General features: G+C 36.2%; 22 protein-coding genes. 21 read left to right on the plus strand and 1 reads right to left on the minus strand.

Going from position 1 to position 19,726, the window contains the following annotated elements; genetic code table 11:
- Positions 1-49: 49 nt before the first annotated feature.
- The 6 genes from prmA (at position 50) to deoC (ending at position 6,044) form a co-directional block, all read left to right on the plus strand.
- Positions 50-1,000, plus strand: coding sequence for a 50S ribosomal protein L11 methyltransferase (prmA, locus tag C1A05_RS04390; protein WP_145997286.1), 951 nt, complete (start codon positions 50-52; stop codon positions 998-1,000).
- Positions 1,001-1,033: 33 nt separating this feature from the next.
- Complete coding sequence (locus tag C1A05_RS04395) at positions 1,034-1,789, plus strand: 16S rRNA (uracil(1498)-N(3))-methyltransferase (protein ID WP_102026978.1); 756 nt, start codon at positions 1,034-1,036, stop codon at positions 1,787-1,789.
- A gap of 5 nt (positions 1,790-1,794) precedes the next feature.
- On the plus strand, positions 1,795-3,141 hold the full coding sequence (gene mtaB, locus C1A05_RS04400; RefSeq protein ID WP_102026979.1) for a tRNA (N(6)-L-threonylcarbamoyladenosine(37)-C(2))-methylthiotransferase MtaB: 1,347 nt from the start codon (positions 1,795-1,797) through the stop codon (positions 3,139-3,141).
- Between the two features lie 168 nt (positions 3,142-3,309).
- Positions 3,310-4,536 carry a serine/threonine transporter SstT gene (gene sstT, locus C1A05_RS04405; RefSeq protein ID WP_102026980.1) on the plus strand — a complete coding sequence of 409 codons (1,227 nt, stop codon included), beginning with the start codon at positions 3,310-3,312 and terminating at the stop codon, positions 4,534-4,536.
- A 121-nt stretch (positions 4,537-4,657) separates the two neighbouring features.
- Entirely contained in the window at positions 4,658-5,257 is a 600-nt protein-coding gene (locus C1A05_RS04410) for a YpjP family protein (protein WP_102026981.1), read from the plus strand.
- A gap of 115 nt (positions 5,258-5,372) precedes the next feature.
- Complete coding sequence (deoC, locus tag C1A05_RS04415) at positions 5,373-6,044, plus strand: deoxyribose-phosphate aldolase (RefSeq protein WP_102026982.1); 672 nt, start codon at positions 5,373-5,375, stop codon at positions 6,042-6,044.
- A gap of 211 nt (positions 6,045-6,255) precedes the next feature.
- On the opposite strand, the gene C1A05_RS04420 is transcribed toward deoC, so the two are convergent.
- Positions 6,256-7,182 carry a Na/Pi symporter gene (locus C1A05_RS04420; RefSeq protein ID WP_102026983.1) on the minus strand — a complete coding sequence of 309 codons (927 nt, stop codon included), beginning with the start codon at positions 7,180-7,182 and terminating at the stop codon, positions 6,256-6,258.
- Positions 7,183-7,365: 183 nt separating this feature from the next.
- Here C1A05_RS04420 and rpsU point away from each other — a divergent pair, with 183 nt between their 5' ends.
- The 15 genes from rpsU to C1A05_RS04495 all read left to right on the plus strand — a co-directional run bounded on the left by rpsU (position 7,366) and on the right by C1A05_RS04495 (position 19,714).
- A complete protein-coding gene (gene rpsU, locus C1A05_RS04425) occupies positions 7,366-7,539 on the plus strand; it encodes a 30S ribosomal protein S21 (RefSeq protein WP_102026984.1) in 174 nt (57 codons plus the stop codon).
- A 19-nt stretch (positions 7,540-7,558) separates the two neighbouring features.
- Complete coding sequence (locus tag C1A05_RS04430; RefSeq protein ID WP_102026985.1) at positions 7,559-8,008, plus strand: GatB/YqeY domain-containing protein; 450 nt, start codon at positions 7,559-7,561, stop codon at positions 8,006-8,008.
- A gap of 278 nt (positions 8,009-8,286) precedes the next feature.
- Positions 8,287-9,612: an NfeD family protein gene (locus C1A05_RS04435; RefSeq protein WP_373419461.1), complete on the plus strand. Its 1,326-nt coding sequence runs from the start codon at positions 8,287-8,289 to the stop codon at positions 9,610-9,612.
- A gap of 32 nt (positions 9,613-9,644) precedes the next feature.
- Positions 9,645-10,637 carry a flotillin-like protein FloA gene (floA, locus tag C1A05_RS04440; RefSeq protein WP_102027361.1) on the plus strand — a complete coding sequence of 331 codons (993 nt, stop codon included), beginning with the start codon at positions 9,645-9,647 and terminating at the stop codon, positions 10,635-10,637.
- 36 nt (positions 10,638-10,673) lie between these two features.
- Positions 10,674-11,156, plus strand: a complete 483-nt coding sequence (locus C1A05_RS04445) for a hypothetical protein (protein WP_102026986.1) — start codon at positions 10,674-10,676, stop codon at positions 11,154-11,156.
- A gap of 77 nt (positions 11,157-11,233) precedes the next feature.
- Complete coding sequence (gene yqfC, locus C1A05_RS04450) at positions 11,234-11,515, plus strand: sporulation protein YqfC (protein WP_102026987.1); 282 nt, start codon at positions 11,234-11,236, stop codon at positions 11,513-11,515.
- Between the two features lie 18 nt (positions 11,516-11,533).
- The gene (gene yqfD, locus C1A05_RS04455) at positions 11,534-12,763 is read left to right on the plus strand and encodes a sporulation protein YqfD (RefSeq protein ID WP_102026988.1); all 1,230 of its coding nucleotides are present in this window, start codon (positions 11,534-11,536) and stop codon (positions 12,761-12,763) included.
- Positions 12,764-12,766: 3 nt separating this feature from the next.
- Complete coding sequence (locus tag C1A05_RS04460; RefSeq protein WP_102026989.1) at positions 12,767-13,717, plus strand: PhoH family protein; 951 nt, start codon at positions 12,767-12,769, stop codon at positions 13,715-13,717.
- 60 nt (positions 13,718-13,777) lie between these two features.
- Positions 13,778-15,910, plus strand: coding sequence for an HD family phosphohydrolase (locus C1A05_RS04465; RefSeq protein ID WP_102026990.1), 2,133 nt, complete (start codon positions 13,778-13,780; stop codon positions 15,908-15,910).
- A 5-nt stretch (positions 15,911-15,915) separates the two neighbouring features.
- Positions 15,916-16,380: an rRNA maturation RNase YbeY gene (ybeY, locus tag C1A05_RS04470; RefSeq protein WP_102026991.1), complete on the plus strand. Its 465-nt coding sequence runs from the start codon at positions 15,916-15,918 to the stop codon at positions 16,378-16,380.
- On the plus strand, positions 16,358-16,744 hold the full coding sequence (locus C1A05_RS04475) for a diacylglycerol kinase family protein (RefSeq protein ID WP_102026992.1): 387 nt from the start codon (positions 16,358-16,360) through the stop codon (positions 16,742-16,744). The genes ybeY and C1A05_RS04475 overlap by 23 nt, the downstream gene beginning before the upstream one ends.
- 196 nt (positions 16,745-16,940) lie before the next feature.
- Positions 16,941-17,852, plus strand: coding sequence for a GTPase Era (gene era / locus C1A05_RS04480; protein ID WP_102026993.1), 912 nt, complete (start codon positions 16,941-16,943; stop codon positions 17,850-17,852).
- Between the two features lie 147 nt (positions 17,853-17,999).
- Positions 18,000-18,143, plus strand: coding sequence for a YqzL family protein (locus C1A05_RS04485; protein WP_102026994.1), 144 nt, complete (start codon positions 18,000-18,002; stop codon positions 18,141-18,143).
- A gap of 36 nt (positions 18,144-18,179) precedes the next feature.
- Positions 18,180-18,923: a DNA repair protein RecO gene (gene recO, locus C1A05_RS04490; RefSeq protein ID WP_102026995.1), complete on the plus strand. Its 744-nt coding sequence runs from the start codon at positions 18,180-18,182 to the stop codon at positions 18,921-18,923.
- Positions 18,924-19,084: 161 nt separating this feature from the next.
- A complete protein-coding gene (locus C1A05_RS04495) occupies positions 19,085-19,714 on the plus strand; it encodes a helix-turn-helix transcriptional regulator (protein ID WP_102026996.1) in 630 nt (209 codons plus the stop codon).
- Positions 19,715-19,726: the final 12 nt, after the last annotated feature.

Raw genomic sequence — 19,726 nt, forward strand, 5'->3', positions numbered from 1 at the left:
AATGATGCTATTAAGAATTAAAAATATAAAATAAAGTGAGTTGGTCCCTTTGAAATGGTCTGAAATTCGTATTCATACTACGCATGAGGCAATTGAACCCATTTCGAACATTTTACATGAAATTGGTGCTGGTGGAGTTGTCATCCAAGACCCTATGGATTTGATCAAGGAATTTGATTCAAAGTATGGTGAAATTTTTGAATTAGATCCGAATGACTATCCAGAGGAAGGTGTTTATGTAGTAGCATATCTTCCAGTCAATAGTTTTCTAGGGGAAACAGTAGAGGAAATCAAACAGGCTATTAATGGATTAATAGCGTATGATATTGACATTGGGAAAAATAATATAACAATAAGTGAAGTGAATGAAGAAGAATGGGCTACAGCATGGAAAAAGTATTATAAGCCAGTTAAAGTATCCGAGAAAATTACGATTATTCCAACGTGGGAAGAATATGAACCAGTTGAAAGTGACGAAGTAATTATCGAACTAGACCCGGGAATGGCTTTTGGTACAGGTACCCATCCTACTACCGTTTTGAGTTTGCAGGCTTTAGAACAATATATTGAACAAAATGATCGTATTATCGATGTTGGTACAGGTTCTGGTGTATTAAGTATTGCAGCTGCCTTATTAGGAGCTAAAGAGGTTCAAGCATTTGATCTAGATGAACTAGCGGTAAAAATATCCAAAATTAACGCAAAGCTAAACAAAGTGGATAACCGGATTACCTCCAAACAAAATGATCTACTAAAAGGGGTTCGAGACCAGGTAGACTTAATTGTTTCGAACATTTTAGCGGAAATAATTGTTCAATTTACGAATGAGGCATTTGATAACCTTAAAGACGGTGGAATATTTATTACATCTGGCATCATTTTAGGAAAAAAAGATGAAGTGAAAACGAATTTAATCGAAGCAGGTTTTGAAATCCTGGAAACCAACCAAATGGAAGATTGGATTTCCTTTGTTGCTAAAAAACCTTCTCCGCGTTCCTAATTTTACTGTTTTAGTAGAAAGCAGGTAAGATAAATGCAGCGTTATTTCATACCAACAGATGGATGGTTACAAAATGAAAAAGTAGAAATCCTAGACGGTGATCATCACCATATAGCAACTGTTATGCGGATGAAGCCAGGTGATGAAATCATTTGCTGCCATCCAAATGGCCGCTCATGTTTATGTGAAATAGAAGAAATTAACAATCAGTTAGTATCGTGTCGTATTGTGAAATGGTTAGAGGAACATAAAGAATTACCAGTTTCCGTTACCATAGCGCAAGCACTTCCTAAAGGGGATAAGCTTGATTTAATTGTGCAAAAGGGAACAGAATTAGGGGCTTCTGCCTTTATTCCTTTTGAAGCGAGTAGGTCTGTGGTGAAATGGGATCCGAAAAAGGCAGATAAAAAGGTTTCTAGATTAGTTAAAATTGCGAAAGAAGCTAGTGAGCAATCCCATCGGACGAAAATACCTGAGATTCACTCCTTAGTAAGTTTTAAGCAGCTATTACAAAAAGTGCACAGCTATAAACATATAATCGTTGCGAGTGAAGTGGAAGCAAAAAAGGACGAGCCTGTCCGATTAAGTACTAGTATTCAGCAAATGTCTTTAGGTGATGAAGTTCTTGTTGTCATTGGTCCAGAAGGTGGCTTTTCCGAACAAGAATTGGATTTATTAGCTAAAGAGGATTCTCAATTTACACGCTTTGGACCAAGGATACTTCGAACGGAAACAGCGGCCCTTTATTTTCTATCCGTTATGTCATATCAATTTGAAGAACAGAGGTGACCGAAATGCCAACAGTGGCTTTTCACACATTAGGTTGTAAAGTAAACCATTATGAGACAGAAGCAATTTGGAACTATTTTAAAGAAAATGGTTATGAAAGAGTAGATTTTGAACATCAGTCAGACGTATACGTTATTAATACGTGTACCGTAACGAATACAGGCGATAAAAAGAGCCGACAAACAATCCGTCGTGCAGTACGTAAAAACCCGGATGCCGTCATTTGCGTAACAGGTTGTTATGCCCAAACTTCACCAGGAGAAATTATGGAAATTCCTGGTGTTGATGTGGTTGTTGGTACACAAAACCGTACAAAAATGCTGGAATATATAGAAGAACATAAGCAAAAAAGGGAGCCTATTAATGCGGTATCCAATATTATGAAAAACCGTGTCTTTGAGGAAATGGATGTACCAGCATTTACCGATCGTACTCGTGCTTCTTTAAAAATACAAGAAGGCTGTAATAACTTTTGTACGTTCTGTATTATTCCTTGGGCACGTGGACTATTACGCTCTAGAAAGCCAGAAGATGTTTTAAACCAAGCACAACAGCTAGTAGATGCGGGTTATAAAGAAATTGTACTGACAGGTATCCATACAGCGGGATATGGAGAAGACATGAAGGATTATAACTTTGCTCAATTACTACGTGACTTGGAAACAAAAGTGGAAGGATTAGTGCGAATACGTATTTCATCTATTGAAGCAAGTCAAATTACGGATGAAGTCATTGAAGTACTTGATCAATCGGAAAAGATTGTACGCCACTTACATATGCCACTACAAGCTGGCTCTGACTCTGTATTGAAAAGAATGCGTAGAAAGTATAGTACTGAATATTACAAGCAAAAGGTCGAAAAAATTCGTAAAGCACTTCCAGGATTAGCAATAACTTCTGATGTTATTGTTGGATTCCCTGGAGAAACAGAAGAAGAGTTTATGGAGACATATAACTTCATTCGAGATCTCGGATATTCAGAATTGCACGTATTCCCGTATTCACAACGTACTGGAACTCCTGCAGCACGTATGGAGAACCAAGTAGATGATGAAACGAAAAACGATCGTGTCCATCGTCTAATTGAATTATCAAACCAGTTAGCAAAAGAATACGCTTCGAATTACGAGGGTGAAGTACTAGAAGTAATTCCGGAAGAACATTCTAAGGAAGAACCGAATAGTAATATCATTGTCGGCTATACAGACAATTACCTACGTGTAAAATTTGAAGGTACAGATGACTTAATTGGAAAAGTAGTAAGAGTTAAAGTAACGAAAGCAGGATATCCATATTGTGAAGGACAATTTGTAAGAGTTATGGATGAAAAAGAAGAAATAGTTTCTGCTTAAGGATACATTTGCTCCCCTTTGAAAAGAAAAACAGATTGTGAACTTTAAATCTAGTTTTACTTTAGGGGGGGCTTTTTCTATTTGATAAGTAGGAAGGGTAATTTGGTACATAATAGCTTTAGGAACCGTAATTTAATGGTGTTTATTCAAATTGATGGGAGGATAACGATGAGAAACGTATTTTTACGCTGGAATAAAATTAGCCTTGTTCAACAAATATTTATTGGTTTATTACTTGGAATTGTTCTTGCATTTATACTCCCAGAATCAGCAACTTTTATCTCGATATTTGGTACTTTATTTGTCAGTTCGTTGAAGGCTGTTGCCCCAATTCTTGTTTTCCTATTAGTGTTGTCCGTTATTGCACAAAATCAAAATGGTCAGCAAACAAATATGAAACTCATTGTACCACTCTATTTTATAGGAACCTTTTTAGCAGGGCTCGTAGCTGTTATCATTAGTTTTGTTTTTCCGGTACAACTAACGTTAAATGGTGCTCCTGAAGGGTTTACAGCACCAGCGGGGGTTGGTGAGGTTTTAGAGTCGGTCTTACTAAACATTGTTGATAATCCTGTAAATGCTATTAGCAATGGAAACTATTTAGGGATTCTGGCCTGGGCCATACTCTTTGGTCTGTCCTTAAAAAATGCACCATCTACTACGAAAACCATGCTTTCTAGCCTTTCTGAAGCTATATCAACTATTGTTTCTTGGATAATCCGGTTGGCACCAATAGGGATAATGGGTTTAGTTTTTGAGACGCTTTCCACAAGGGGCTTAGATTCTCTATTAGGGTACGGACATTTATTGTTGGTGTTAATCGGTACCATGGTATTTGTGGCATTTTTTGTTAATCCTTTGATTGTCTATCTTTTAATAAGAAAAAACCCATATCCACTTGTTTTCACATGTATAAAGGAAAGTGGTATTACCGCATTCTTTACTCGTAGTTCTGCAGCAAATATTCCTGTAAATATGCGCTTGTGTGAGAAACTTGGATTAGATAAAGACCGTTATTCGGTGTCTATTCCATTAGGAGCAACCATAAATATGGCTGGAGCTGCGATAACGATTTCTGTTTTGACTTTAGCAGCCGTCCATACACTTAATATTGATGTTGATCTACCAACAGCCCTTATTCTATGTTTTCTAGCAGCGTTATGTGCGAGTGGGGCGTCTGGAATTGCCGGAGGGTCTCTATTACTGATCCCACTAGCTTGTAGTTTATTTGGTATACCAAATGATATTGCGATGGAAATTGTTGGTGTTGGTTTTGTAATTGGGGTTTTACAAGATTCTTTTGAAACAGCACTTAACTCTTCAACCGATGCCCTTTTTACGGCAGCAGCTGAATTTCGAGACTGGAGAAAAGAGGGGAAATCCATTTCTTTATAAGAATATAAAAAAAGCGTGTTTGGTACGAAATGCCTAAGTTTTTGTTGAGATGGAACAGTTTTATAGACATTTCCCAGAATCATGTTAAAATTTAACTAGGTCATAATTTAGGGGAATTTATATGAAGATGTATATTAGAAAAACATTTGTAATTTTAATAACAATCTTAACATTAGGAATGTATGTTCCACCTCCCATCTTAAATACGGATGCCGCAGAGGTCGATTCTTCGAAAGAGAAAGTAAATGATGATACCTTTAAACGTCATGAAATGGAATGGAGTTTTGAGGCTGTTCATTCTTCCACCTACAAGGACCGTTTTTGGTCTTTACATGACATAACAAATCTTGCGAAAATGCAAACCATCACGAAATTAGGACCTAAAATTATAGACTCCGTTGATGAAACAAGTTTAGATACAATAATGTGGAATATCGAAGAGGTTATCACATCTCTTTTACAAGATAAAGAAGATGCTATCTATTATTATGGCATTTCCGAAGAACTAGCCCCAGGATATGGGGAGAAAATATTTAATATATACGATATTCGTACCAACGAGGATATTGCTAGATTCCACGTTAGTAGGATCAATAAACCTATGGAAGGGTATTACTTTAATTTTCATTATCACTTAAGTCAGGATAATTTTGAAGAGCATTACCCTATTGGGGAAATCTATTATCATAAAAATACACCACCTAAGTGGATGGCTCATTAAAAAAGGATTTTCTAAGGAGAAAATCCTTTTTACTTTTTGGTACATAGTATTTCTTTTTAGGAAATGATAAAATTAAGATAGAATGATGAAAAAAGATAGAGTAGGTGGAATAACAATGAACAAAGAACTTGCAAAAATGATTGATCACACTCAACTAAAACCAGACACACAAAAAGAGAAGATGGACCAACTATGTGAAGAAGCGAAGACATATGAGTTTGCTTCTGTTTGTGTGAATCCATATTGGGTTTCATACTGTTATGATAAATTAAAAGATACTTCCGTAGTGGTTTGTACGGTTATTGGTTTTCCTCTTGGAGCAACGACATCAGAAGTAAAAGCGTTTGAAACGAAAAATGCAATAGAAAATGGCGCGAAAGAAATTGATATGGTAATTAATATCGGTGCACTTAAAGACCAACAGTATGATGTTGTAAAGAGCGATATTGAAGCGGTTGTAAAAGAGGCAGAAGGCAAGGCGATTGTGAAGGTTATTATTGAAACTTCCCTTCTAACTGATGAGGAAAAGGTGAAAGCATGCGAGCTTTCAAAAGAAGCGGGTGCTGATTTCGTTAAAACATCGACAGGTTTCTCTGGTGGTGGAGCAACAGTAGAAGATATCAAGCTTATGCGAAAGACAGTTGGCCCTGAAATGGGAGTGAAGGCTTCTGGTGGTGTTCGGGATGGAAAAGCTACCGAAGCTTTAATGGAAGCAGGAGCAACTCGTATTGGAGCAAGCTCCGGTGTTCTTATCGTAACAGGTGGAACTAGCGATCAGGATTATTAAAATAAAAGTAACGAGCCTTGTACTCTATGTGTACAAGGCTTTTCTTATGTTTTTTGAAATAATCCCTTTCTTTAAATAGATAATTCGTTAACAAACCATAACAATTCCATAAAAGTTAAGATTTATTTATCAATAAATAAAATTAATCATTTCAAAACCGGGAACAATTGATCACTGGACAGATAGAATGTACGAGGATAAATAGCATGTCCTATACCCTTCGACTCGTCCACCGAACAAAGACTGCAAAAGGCTTTATAAATGGTAGGAATAACAAACTAACAAGTAAGTTAAAAATAACGGATGCATGAGCTAACTGTCGACCTGGGATTGGGGTTAGTTGAATTACAAAGTCACTAAACCAGCTGATGATAGGTAGAAATAGGACAACACCAATAACGTTAATCCAAACATGCGCATATGCTGTCCATTTAGCTTCCTTCGTACTACCAAATGAAGCTAAAATAGCCGTAAAGCATGTCCCGATATTTGCACCAAGAATCATAATAATGGCAGCGGGAAGTGTTATTAAATATTCATTCATAAAACTCATAATAAGTCCTGTAAAAGCACTAGAGGATTGGATAATCCCTGTAACAATTGTGCCAAATAATAGACTATAGCCACTGCTTTCGCTAATATTTGTAATAGCTTCCTCTAAATAAGGTGTTTTTTGGATTGGATCAACGAGGCTTTCAAACCCGTATAAGGCTGTAAAAATAGTACCAAGGCCAAACAAAATACATCCTAACGAAAAAATGGCTTGTTTATGTATGAATAGTAAAATGAAACCAGAAAATAAACAGCCCCACATTAACCATTCACTCGAAAAGGACATGATTTCTGCTGTTACCGTTGTACCAACATTTGCCCCTAATATAATCGCAATTGTATTTTGAAAGGATAATAGCCCAGCAGCTGTTAAACTAACCGTTAACACAATAGTAGTAGAACTGCTTTGTAGAATGGCTGTAATCACAATGCCGATTAAAAATCCCTCTAGTGGATTTTTTGTATGCTGCATTAGCCAATTTTTCATTTTGTTTATGGAGAGCTGCTGGATTCCCGTCTTGAGTAAAATTAAACCAAATAAAAAGATAGCAATGTATACAATAAAAGCAGTAATAATACTTTCCATAGAAATATTCACCTCTATACATTGTATGGACAAGGTATAGAATCCATGAATAATATTTTTTTCGGTTGAAGAATGAAGTTGACCATAATAGAATGTTTATATATAATATGTTAAGATGTGTACTTAAGTAGTATATATCTTTTTATATTTTTATGTTGTGCATTTGGAGGGAGGGAAAGAAACATGTCATCAACTCGTGTACGAAAAAATGAGTCACTTGAAGATGCTCTTCGTCGCTTTAAGCGTTCAGTTTCTAAAAGCGGAACTTTATCAGAGTACCGTAAACGTGAATACTATGAAAAGCCAAGCGTAAAGAGAAAGAAGAAATCAGAGGCTGCTAGAAAGCGTAAAAAGTAAGAAGTGGGTGTAATTAATAGTGACTTTGCTTGAGAAATTAAATCAAGACATGAAAGAAGCAATGAAAAGTAAAGACAAAATGACACTTAGTGTTATTCGTATGGTGAAAGCTTCTATTCAAAACGAAGCGATAAAACTGGGAAAGCCTCAGTTAACAGAAGATGAAGAACTATCTATTTTATCGCGCGAGTTTAAGCAAAGAAATGAATCCCTCCAAGAATTTAAGGATGCCGGCCGTGAAGACCTTGTTGAGAAAATTGAACAAGAAATAATTGTGTTACAAAAATATATGCCTGAGCAGTTATCTGATGATGAATTAGAAAAATTGGTCAAGGAAGTCATTCAAAAGACCGGTGCTGAATCGAAAAGTGACATGGGTAAAGTAATGGGTGCTCTTATGCCGAAAGTGAAAGGTAAAGCTGACGGTGGTAAAGTAAATAAACTCGTTATGGAAAACTTGTCAAAATAAAAGAAGATAAAAGTTACGAGAAGTCCTAAACGGCTCTAAACTTTTGTTTTATAAAAAAGGTTGCCTAATCTGGCAGCCTTTTTTATATTTCTACCCATAAAGCCTCTCATATAGAAGGGATTCTCATTCATTGGAGTTCAGCCAACAAGCCAGTAGAAAATGACAGACCTCTTATTAGGTGAAATAATGAAACGAATTTTGTAAAATTAATTTGAAACCTGTATGATACGATAAACGTATACATAGAAAGCCACTTAGAGAAAGGAGGTAGGGGGTACGTGTTACGAGAAATTCGATGGCTTCGATTTTTTACTATATCAGCACTATTTCTATTCCTATTCCCAATGTTTACATCTCATGCTGAAAACGGAGAAGGAGATTTGGTTTATGTAGTACCCATCGAAGACAATATTGAACAAGGATTGCATGCATTTTTAGAACGTAGTATAGAACAAGCCTATGAAAATGGTGTTGACCATATCATTTTTGAAATTGATACACCAGGCGGTACGGTTGCTGCAGCAGATGACATAGCACAGCTATTAATAAATTTAGAAATACCGAACACAGCCTTTGTATTAAGTGAAGCCTATTCAGCCGGTTCTTATATCGCTTTAAGTGCCGATCAAATTTATATGACACCAACCTCACGCATGGGCGCTTCAGGAGTAATTAACTCAGATGGTACCGCAGCAGATAAGAAAGCACAATCTGCCTGGATTTCATCCATGACTGCGGCTGCGGAGGCGAATGGTAGAGATCCCATCTATGCAGAGGCAATGGCCAATGCGGAGATAGATTTACCAGAATATCGTGCTCCAAAAGGAGAGTTCCTGACTCTTCGTGCTACAGAAGCGTTAGAAGTAGGCTATGCAGAAGGCTTAGCAGAAGATCGCACGGAGTTACTTAGTAAATTACGTTTAAGTGAAGCAAAAGTAGAAGAGATCGAATTAACTTTTGCAGAAAGAATAGCACGGTTTATTACGGACCCCGTAGTTGTACCCATCTTACTTTCGGTAGCTAGCTTAGGCTTTATTGTAGAATTGTATTCGCCCGGATTTGGAATACCAGGTATCATGGGATTACTTTCTCTAATACTGTTTTTCTATGGTCACTTAATAGCAGGACTCGCTGGAATGGAATCTATTATCTTACTTATTATCGGAATTGTTTGTATTGTTTTAGAGTTTTTTGTACCAGGAGGCATTTTGGGAATTGTAGGTGCATTATCTGTTATTGTTTCCCTTATCCTTGCTGGTGGCGATATTAGCAATATGATGATGAGTGTGGCTATTGCAATTATAGTTTCCATTGTTGCATCCGTTATCTTATTTAGAAGGATAGGCCTGGATAAAGGCGTCTTTCGAAATATTATCCTTAAGGATGCCACGACAACCGAGATGGGCTATGTATCCACAGTAAACCGACTAGAGTTAATTGGTCTTACAGGTAGAACCTTAACCCCCTTACGACCTGCAGGCTCCGCATTGTTTGAACAAGAAAGATTAGATGTTGTTTCTGAAGGTGGTTATATAAATCAAGGGAAAAATGTTAAGATTATTAAGGTAGAAGGTTCTCGAATTGTTGTTCGAGAAGAGGAGTAGTTAATAATATTTAGGAGGAAAAAGAGATGGAAATGGAATTAGCTGAGTTATTACCTTTTATAATTATAGGTATCATTATTCTTTTAGTTGTTGTATTGTTTACATTTATTCCAGTAGCACTATGGATTAGCGCTATCGCAGCTGGGGTAAAAATTAGCATTTTCTCACTAATTGGGATGCGTTTACGTCGCGTTGTACCGCGTATGGTAATTAATCCATTGATTAAAGCACATAAAGCAGGTGTGGATGTTAATACAAACCAATTGGAGAGTCACTATTTAGCAGGTGGTAATGTTGACCGAGTAGTAAATGCTTTAGTTGCTGCTCAAAGAGCAAACATTGAGTTAAGTTTTGAGCGCTGTGCTGCAATTGACTTAGCTGGTCGTGATGTACTTGAAGCCGTTCAAATGAGTGTTAATCCTAAGGTTATTGAAACACCATTTATTTCTGGTGTTGCAATTGACGGTATTGAGGTAAAAGCGAAAGCACGTATTACAGTTCGTGCTAATATCGATCGACTCGTTGGGGGTGCTGGTGAAGAGACAATTATCGCCCGTGTTGGGGAAGGGATTGTTTCCACAATTGGTAGCTCTCAAGACCATAAAAAAGTTTTAGAAAATCCAGACTTAATTTCACAAACAGTGTTATCTAAAGGCTTAGATGCTGGTACTGCATTTGAAATTCTATCTATTGATATTGCTGATATTGATATTGGTAAGAACATTGGTGCAGAACTTCAAACGGACCAAGCAGAGGCAGACAAAAATATTGCCCAAGCAAAAGCAGAAGAGCGCCGCGCGATGGCTGTTGCGCAAGAACAAGAAATGGTTGCCCGAGTACAAGAAATGCGTGCACGAGTAGTGGAAGCGGAAGCAGAAGTACCGCTTGCAATGGCAGAAGCGTTACGCTCTGGAAATATGGGAGTAATGGATTATCAAAATTTAAAGAACATTATGGCTGACACAGACATGCGTAATATGATTGGTCGCTTAAGTAAAACAGAAGATGACGAGTCTAATCAATAAACGTTAAGTATGAGCACTAAATGAGGGGGTGCTGAATTGGATTTACTTGCCATTATTGCGGCGATATTTTTCGGTATTGTAAGTATGTTCTCTCGTAACAAAGAAGAGGAACACCCGAAAGGAAAGCCGATACAACGTCCCAAAAAAATGATGACTCCCAAACCAACTCCAACACCTTCTGGCCGCACGTATCATGAGCCTAAGCCTACACAGAAAGAGCCGAAGGTGGAGCCAGTGGTTAGAGTAGAGGAGAAGCATGTGGATCGTTCGTCTATTGAGGATTCCATCCAACTGGATACTTTAGCTTCTTTCGATATTACGAAAGGAAGGGATGTAAAAACTCCCAGTTCGCTTCTTCAAAGAAAGAGCAAAACCCATACATTAGGTGGACAGTCCATTTCCGTAAAGGAACAATTGACACAAAAAAGAATTGTAGAAAGCTTAATTATGAGCGAAGTTTTAGGTACTCCAAGAGCCCACAAGCCATATGCTTATCATTATAAGGAAAAAATAAAATAAATTTTAGGAAGCACGGAATGTAGTGATACATTTCGTGCTTTTTTCATACATATAATTCGAGAAGGGGGCCGTTTAGAATGATCAACAAGTGGCGTAGACAAATGAAACAATGGGTAGGAAAACAATTTAATCTCCCAGAAGATGTCATACTCGAACTACCTCGAATCACGATGATTGGACAAATACATGCATATATAGAAAATCACCAAGGCCTCATAACATTTACTGAGAAAGAAATAGTGTTAAAAATGCATAATGGTTTCATCAAAATAAAGGGAGAAAATTTTGTGCTAAAGACGATGCTGAAGGAAGAAATCATTGTAGAAGGGAAAATTTTCGATGTTCAATATATAGATTAAAAGGGGGAGGCGTTAAGGATGAAATTTAAACAGGGGCTCTTTTGGAAGGGCTACATAACGGTTTATGTGGAAGGCGATCGACCAGAAAACTTTTTAAATAGATGCATAGAGGCTGATATTCCAATATGGGATGTTAAAAGGATAAATGAAAAAAAAATGGAGCTAAAACTACATTTGAAACATGTATCAAAAGTGAAAAAGATTAGGCGGCGTTTGGGTTATAAGCTGACCTTCAAAGCCAAGCATGGATTACCATTTCTTTTGGCTCACTTGAAGTTTAGAAAACCATTAGTAATTGGTGTAGCGTTGTGTCTATTTTTTATCTTCTTATTATCTAATATCGTTATGCAAGTTAAAATTGTTGGGGTAACTCCTGAAACAGAATACAAAATTCAACAAAGGTTAGATCATTATGGATTGAAGGAAGGAATCTTTAAATTTTCACTCCGTAATATAGATGATATGGAGCGTAATATAACAAACGAATTAAAGGATGTTATGTGGATTGGTATAGAAGAAAAAGGGACAACTTATATTGTTCATGGGGTCGAAAAATCGTTGGTGCACTTAGACGACAATCAAAAGCCACAACATTTAATAGCTAGTAAAGAAGGGGAAATTACTCAAATGTATGTTGAATCTGGACAACCAATGGTGAAAGTGAACCAACATGTAAACAAGGGCGACATACTTGTTTCTGGTATCATTGGACAGACAGAGAATGAGGAAGAAGATAAAGATAATAATAAGAACGAGAATGTTAATCAGCAGCAAGTACATGCTAAAGGAAAAGTATTCGCAGAAACGTGGTATACAACGGAAACCATTGTCCCATTAAAGTACAAGCATGATACGTTAACAGGGGATAAAGATCAACAATATAAAATGAAGTTTGGAAAGGTAAAGGTACCTATTTGGGATATCTTTGAGCCTGATTATGAAAATAAGTATGAAGAGGTGGAGGAAAAACCACTCTATTTCTTGAATTTTAAATTACCGTTTACGATTGAAAAGAAAACGATACACGAAAGTGAAAGGATCAAAGGAGAAAGAACAGAAAAAGAAGCTGTTCAAGAAGGAATTGAACAAGCGAAAAGAGAACTAAAGAAACATATTGGTTTTGACTCAGAAATAATAGACGTGAAAATTTTGCAACAATCAAAAGAGAATGATAAAGTAAAATTGAATTTGTATTTTATTGTTAAAGAGAACATAGCAGTAGCTCAACCTATAAATCAAGGAGATTAAAATATGCAAGAAATAGACATTCAGCTTGATAATGCAAATGAAGCTTTAGCACTATTTGGAACAGAAGATCGGAATTTAAAGCAAATAGAAGAATTTTTACCGGTTACCATTGTCACTAGAGGACAATCGGTTCAAGTATCTGGTAGCGATTCTTACGTAAAAATTGTAGAAGAGGTTTTGCATGCTTTGTTAAAAGTTATCCGAAAAGGTATGACCATTTCGGAAAGAGATGTTATATACGGCATTGAATTAGCCAAATCTGGTAAAATGGAACAATTTGAAGCATTATTTGAAGATGAGCTAACAAAAAACGCGAAAGGTAAATCGATTCGTGTTAAAACGTTAGGACAAAGAGCGTATATTACAGCAATTAAAACAAATGATTTAGTGTTTGGTGTGGGGCCTGCAGGAACAGGTAAAACCTATCTAGCTGTTGTTATGGCAGTACAAGCTTTACGAGCAGGAAGCATTAAACGGATTATATTAACAAGACCTGCAGTAGAAGCAGGTGAGAGTCTAGGCTTTTTACCGGGTGATTTAAAGGAAAAAGTAGATCCTTATCTTAGACCATTATATGATGCATTACATGATGTAATGGGCACAGAGCATACTGCGCGCTTAATGGAGAGAGGTACAATTGAAGTTGCACCTTTAGCATATATGCGTGGGAGAACACTGGATGATGCTTTTGTTATTTTAGATGAAGCACAAAACACGACACCAGAACAAATGAAGATGTTTTTAACTAGATTGGGATTTGGGTCTAAAATGGTGATTAATGGCGATATCACCCAAATTGATTTACCAAAAGGTGTAAAATCAGGTCTTTATGTTGCAGAAGGTCGATTACGTAAAATAAAAGGCATTGAGTTTGTTTATTTAAAGCAATCGGATGTAGTACGACATCCTTTAGTACAAAAGATAATAGATGCATACGAAGAGGATGCAAAGTAAGACCCATATCACCCGGGTCTTATTTCTATATAAAAAGGTAAAATTAGGGGATTAGGAGAAATGGTGAAAAAATTGAAAATGCCAAAGAACGATTTATTTAAGAGAAAATCTAGCTTTTGGATGATGCTTATTAGTGTTGGCATAATTGGTATGTTCTTTTTCGTAATGGGAAGTTCAAATGTACAACCAGACACGTATGAAATTGAAAAATTTACAGAGGCGAAGGAAACAATATATTCTCCTATTACAGTTACAGATCAAAAATCCACAGACGCCAAAATACAGCAAGCTATTCAAGCTGTCGAGGAACAGTATACGGTTTCTAGTAATATTACAGAAGAGAGAATTGAATACATCAATGAAATTTTTGATGCAGCAACAAAGATTTTAAGTGATGAAGCATCAGCAAAGGATACAAAAAGTACCATTACGGAAACAGAACGGTTACAAAATTACGAACAATTATTATCGGAAGAGATTATTAATAATGTTAGCACAGAAGTACTCCGAACCATATTAAATACACCAGATAACGAACGACAGAGTGCAAAGGAATTTCTTGTAGAACAAGTAAAAGGCGTATTAAATGAAGGGGTACGTAGTGATAACTTAGAGCAAAAGCGAATGCAACTAAATCGTGAAATCTTGTATTCAAAGTTTACTGGAGATCTGCAAAACGCTTTAAGAGGTCTAGCTAGCTTTGCTGTTGTAGATAATGCATTTCCAGATGCCAAAAAGACAACTGAAGCACAAAAGGAAGCAGCAAATAACGTCGATCCAGTTGTTATAAAGGCAGGAGATATACTAGTAGAGGAAGGAGAAATCATCACAAGTGAAATTTATGATGATTTGGCCTTAGCTGGCGTTTTAAAAAACCAAGGTAGCTATGTCCCTTTAATTGGATTGCTCATACTTTCATCCATCTTGTCCTTTTTTATGTTTTATGAATGGCTAAAACAAAACAAATTAGATAGAAATACGTACATTACCTTATTGATTTTAAGTATCGGTATTATTTCAATAATGAAGGTTTTTAGCTACTTTGATACCCATGAATTTCAGCTGTATTTAGCTGTTCCAACTGCAGCTGGAGTTATGCTTATCAAACTTTTGATCAATGAACGATTTGCTATTGTAATGGCTGTTATGTATGCCATTATGGGAACAATCCTATTTAATTTCGAAATGTCAGGCTTCCTGAATATTGAAGCGGGTCTATACTTATTGTTTTCCCAACTAGCAGGAATTTATTTTCTTAAAAATGTAAAGGATAGAGTTGAAATCATACGGGTTGGTTTAGGGATATTCATCACCAACATTTTTACAATATTGATATTTGTCCTGCTTTCCTTTGAACAACTTGATGTCACACAATTGCTCAAATGGTCTGGACTTGGCCTCTGTTCTGCTTTCCTTTCAATCGTGTTGACAATCGGTTTATTGCCATTCTTTGAGGCAGGATTAAATATTTTAACTGAATCTAAATTGTTAGCATTGGCCAATCCGAATCATCCGTTGTTACGTAAAATTTTAGTAGAAACACCGGGTACCTATCACCATAGTGTTATGGTTGCTAACTTAAGTGAAGCTGCATGTGAGGCGGTTGGAGCAAATGGGTTATTAGCAAGAGTCGCAGCCTATTATCATGATATTGGGAAATCGGTTAATCCTCAATATTTTATTGAAAATCAAATGGGAAAGAAAAACCCACATGACCTGCTACCACCGGAAAAAAGCGCAGAAATTATTATCAATCATCCTTATGATGGTGCCTATTTATTAAAACAGGAAAAAATGCCAAAGGAAATCATTGATATAGCCGAACAACATCATGGAACGACCTTATTAAAATATTTTTATTTTAAAGCGAAAGAGAAAAATCCGGATATACAAGAAGCGGCATATCGATATCCAGGGCCGAAGCCACAAACGAAGGAAGCTGCAATCGTTTGTGTATGTGATTCGGTTGAAGCAGCTGTTCGTTCCATGCATCAACCGTCAATGGAAAAAATTGAGGAAACAGTGAAATCAATTGTTAATGATAAACTAACCGATGGACAATTTGATGAATCACCTTTAACCTTTCAAGATGTTCATGATATGCAAACAGCTATTTGTGAGATGTTAAAAGGCATCTTCCATTCCCGTATAGAATATCCAAATACAACGAATGATAGCTCAAATGAGGAGTGAGAATAATGGAAATAGATTTCCGAGACGACACCAATAAAATTACAAACGAACAGATGCAATTAGTTGAGAAATTACTTCAGTATGCAGCTGAAACAGAAGAGATAGATGAAACTGCGGAAATGTCCGTGACATTTGTCAATAATGAACAAATACAAATTATGAATCGGGATTACCGTCAAAAGGATGCTCCTACTGATGTTATATCTTTTGCTATGCAAGAAGAAGGAGAAGAGGAGCTAGCTATTGTAGGAGAACAATTACCAATTGTCTTAGGAGATGTTATTATATCGGTTGATAAAATAAAGGAGCAAGCAGAGGAATATGGTCATTCCTTTGAGAGAGAGCTAGGTTTCCTTTCTGTCCATGGCCTTTTGCATTTATTAGGTTATGATCATATGACTCCGGAAGATGAAAAAGTGATGTTTACGAAACAAGAGGAAATTTTAAATGAGTTCGGACTTCAAAGATAGTAAAAAAGGGATCGGACTTAGATATGCGTTAAATGGAATTTTTCTCACTTTCCGAACAGAACGTAATTTTAGAATTCATGTCGCATTTAAAATTCTCGTTATTATTGTTGGTTTTTTTCTTGAGTTGAGTAAATTGGAATGGGGCATTATTATTCTTTGTATTGCTCTTGTATTAATGGCTGAAATGTTAAACTCTGCCTTAGAATTGCTAATCGATCACTTATTTCCTAATGTTCATCCTGTAGCTGGAAAGGTGAAGGATATAGCTGCCGGCAGTGTACTAATAGCAGCAATCTGCTCTGCTATTATTGGATTCATTATCTTTGTACCTAAAATAATAATTGTATTGAAAACACACTTTTGATTCTTATATCATTCGTGTGTTTTTTTGCTTTAAGCTTTCGGTAATGAGGCGTTTATTTTTAAATTTTGTCGAATGGTATAAAAAATAGGACGAATGCTACTAATATATAGAGTTTTTGTCGATTGTATGAAATTCAAATAAGAATAGTGTAAAATAAGGATATTCAAGCAAAAGATACCTCTGGAGGAAACAACGAATGAATAATCAGCAACAATACAAATCAGGCTTTATATCAATTGTAGGTAGACCCAATGTAGGGAAATCTACTTTCATGAATAAAGTGCTAGGACAAAAGATTGCCATCATGAGTGACAAACCACAAACGACAAGAAATAAAATTCAAGGTGTTATGACAAAAAAAGATGCCCAAATCATTTTTATTGATACACCAGGAATACACAAGCCAAAGCATAGGCTTGGAGATTTCATGGTAAAAACAGCAGAACATACATTAAATGAAGTAGATGCAATTCTATTTATGGTAAATGCTGAAGAAGGTTATGGCGCTGGAGACCAATATATTATCGACAAATTACAATCGATACGAAATCCTGTTTTTTTGGTGATTAATAAAATTGATAAGGTACATCCAGATAAGCTATTGACTCTTATTGATCAATATCGTGAAAAAATGGACTTTCAAGAAATTGTTCCGATTTCTGCATTAGAAGGGAATAATGTGGAGCATTTAATAGATGTCTTAACAAATTATTTACCGGAGGGACCACAATATTATCCCGAAGACCAAATTACCGATCATCCAGAACGGTTTATTATAAGTGAGTTAATTCGTGAAAAGGTGCTTCATTTAACACGTGAGGAAATTCCACATTCGGTTGCAGTAGTAATCGATGTGATTGAGGAAAGAGAGCAAAGAAAAGCGGTTTATGTACAAGCAACAATCATAACGGAAAGACCAACACAAAAAGGAATTATTATCGGAAAGCAAGGAAAAATGCTAAAAGAAATCGGTAGCCTTGCCCGTAAAGATATTGAGGCACTTTTAGGATCAAAAATTTTCCTTGAACTTTGGGTGAAAGTGCAAAAAGACTGGCGAAACCGTATGTCTCAATTACAAGAATATGGTTTTAACGAAGAGGATTATTAAGAATAAACTATATCAAGGATCATTGTTAAGTTATACAAAGAGCGACATGGAAAAATTTTAAACTCATGAACTATCTTGTCTTGGTGAACCTATAAATAACCTTGTAAACAAAAAAAGCGTTTATTAAGCAGAAAGGTGGGTTTCTTCATGATTGATCTTACATGGAAAGTATTCAGTCAAACTGGTAATATTGAAACCTATTTACTAATGAAGGAGTTAGAAGAAGAGCATTACAATTCTAATGAATCTAACGTAGAAAATGATAAAATGGAAATAGATACAAATCTATAAAAAGTGCTTAAAAACGTTAGGAACAAGGTGACCGTAGTGATTGAAAAAGTAGAAGGAATTATTTTACGAACAAATGATTATAGTGAGACACACAAAATTATATCTTTGTTTACGAAAGAAAGAGGTAAAATTGGTTTAGTTGCAAGAGGAGCCAAAAAGCCTAGAAGTAGAATGGCTGCCATTACGCAGCCATTCGTTTATGGTTCCTTTTTAATACAGCCGAGTAAAAATCTTGGGAGTTTACAACAAGGTGAAATAATCGATTCTATGCGAAGCATTCGTGAGGATATTGTAAAGACAGCATATGCTGCATACATAGCGGAACTTACTGATAAAGTTCTGGAACAAAATGAGCCCGATGTTTATTTGTGGGAGCAGTTTTTACATACGATGGAGAGATTAAGTGTAGACGATGAATCGGAGATTATAACGATGATTTATGAGTTGAAAATTTTTCATAAAGGAGGTTTTGCACCCGAACTTAGAGGATGCGTCCATTGTGGGAAGGAACAACATATAACCCACTTTTCCGTAGGTGAGGGAGGTTTTCTTTGTTCGGATTGTCATCACATGGATCCGAGTGCAACCCCTTTAAATGAAAAACTATTTCAAGTGTTGCGAGTGATTCGGTACGCGGATATTGATCGTATCGGCAACATTTCCATCAAAGAAGAAAATCGTAAAAAGCTTAGATTGATGTTAAATGAATATTACGATCAGTATGGTGGATTTTACTTGAAATCACGAAAGTTCTTACAGCAATTAGATTTATTAAGATAAGCTATAGTTTATATAGTGCCAGGCGAAGTGTTTCCTCTTTCGGAATTCACAATTGCCTGGCATTACGTCTATTCAAACTCCTCACTGTACGTTCTTGTCTAAATAGGCTATAATATTTGTAAATTGTATATCATAATTGAGATTTAGAGGTTGGTGATCATGTGGAGCTTACGCCTCGACAAGAACAAATTATCGAAATTGTAAAAAACAATGGCCCCATAACAGGGGAGAACATAGCAGATAAATTAAACTTAACACGTGCAACATTAAGACCGGATTTAGCTATTTTGACGATGTCTGGTTTTTTAGATGCTCGTCCACGTGTTGGGTATTTTTATACGGGAAAGTCCGGAAATGAATTATTATCGGAGACAATCAAAAATATTAAAGTAAAAGATTATCAATCGGTACCAGTAGTTGTAAAAGACAATGTTTCCGTTTATGATGCAATTACAACGATGTTTTTGGAAGATGTAGGGACTCTGTTTGTAGTTAACAATAAATCGATATTAAGTGGGGTTTTATCTAGAAAGGATTTATTAAGAGCAAGTCTTGGAAAGCAAGATTTATCCGAGTTGCCAGTACATATCATTATGACGAGAATGCCCAACATAACGGTTTGTGAAAAGGAAGATTCCTTAATTGAAGCGGCTCAATTATTAATCGACAAACAAATTGATGCCCTTCCGGTTGTGAATAAAACAGCCAATGGTTGGGAGGTCACGGGTAGAATAACGAAAACAAATATGACGAGAGTTTTAGTTGAATTAGTGAGTGAGGACCATTTTTAGTAATTTTTAGCA

The sequence above is a fragment of the Salirhabdus sp. Marseille-P4669 genome (assembly GCF_900240405.1).
In the GTDB taxonomy this organism is placed as follows: domain Bacteria; phylum Bacillota; class Bacilli; order Bacillales; family Alkalibacillaceae; genus OEQK01.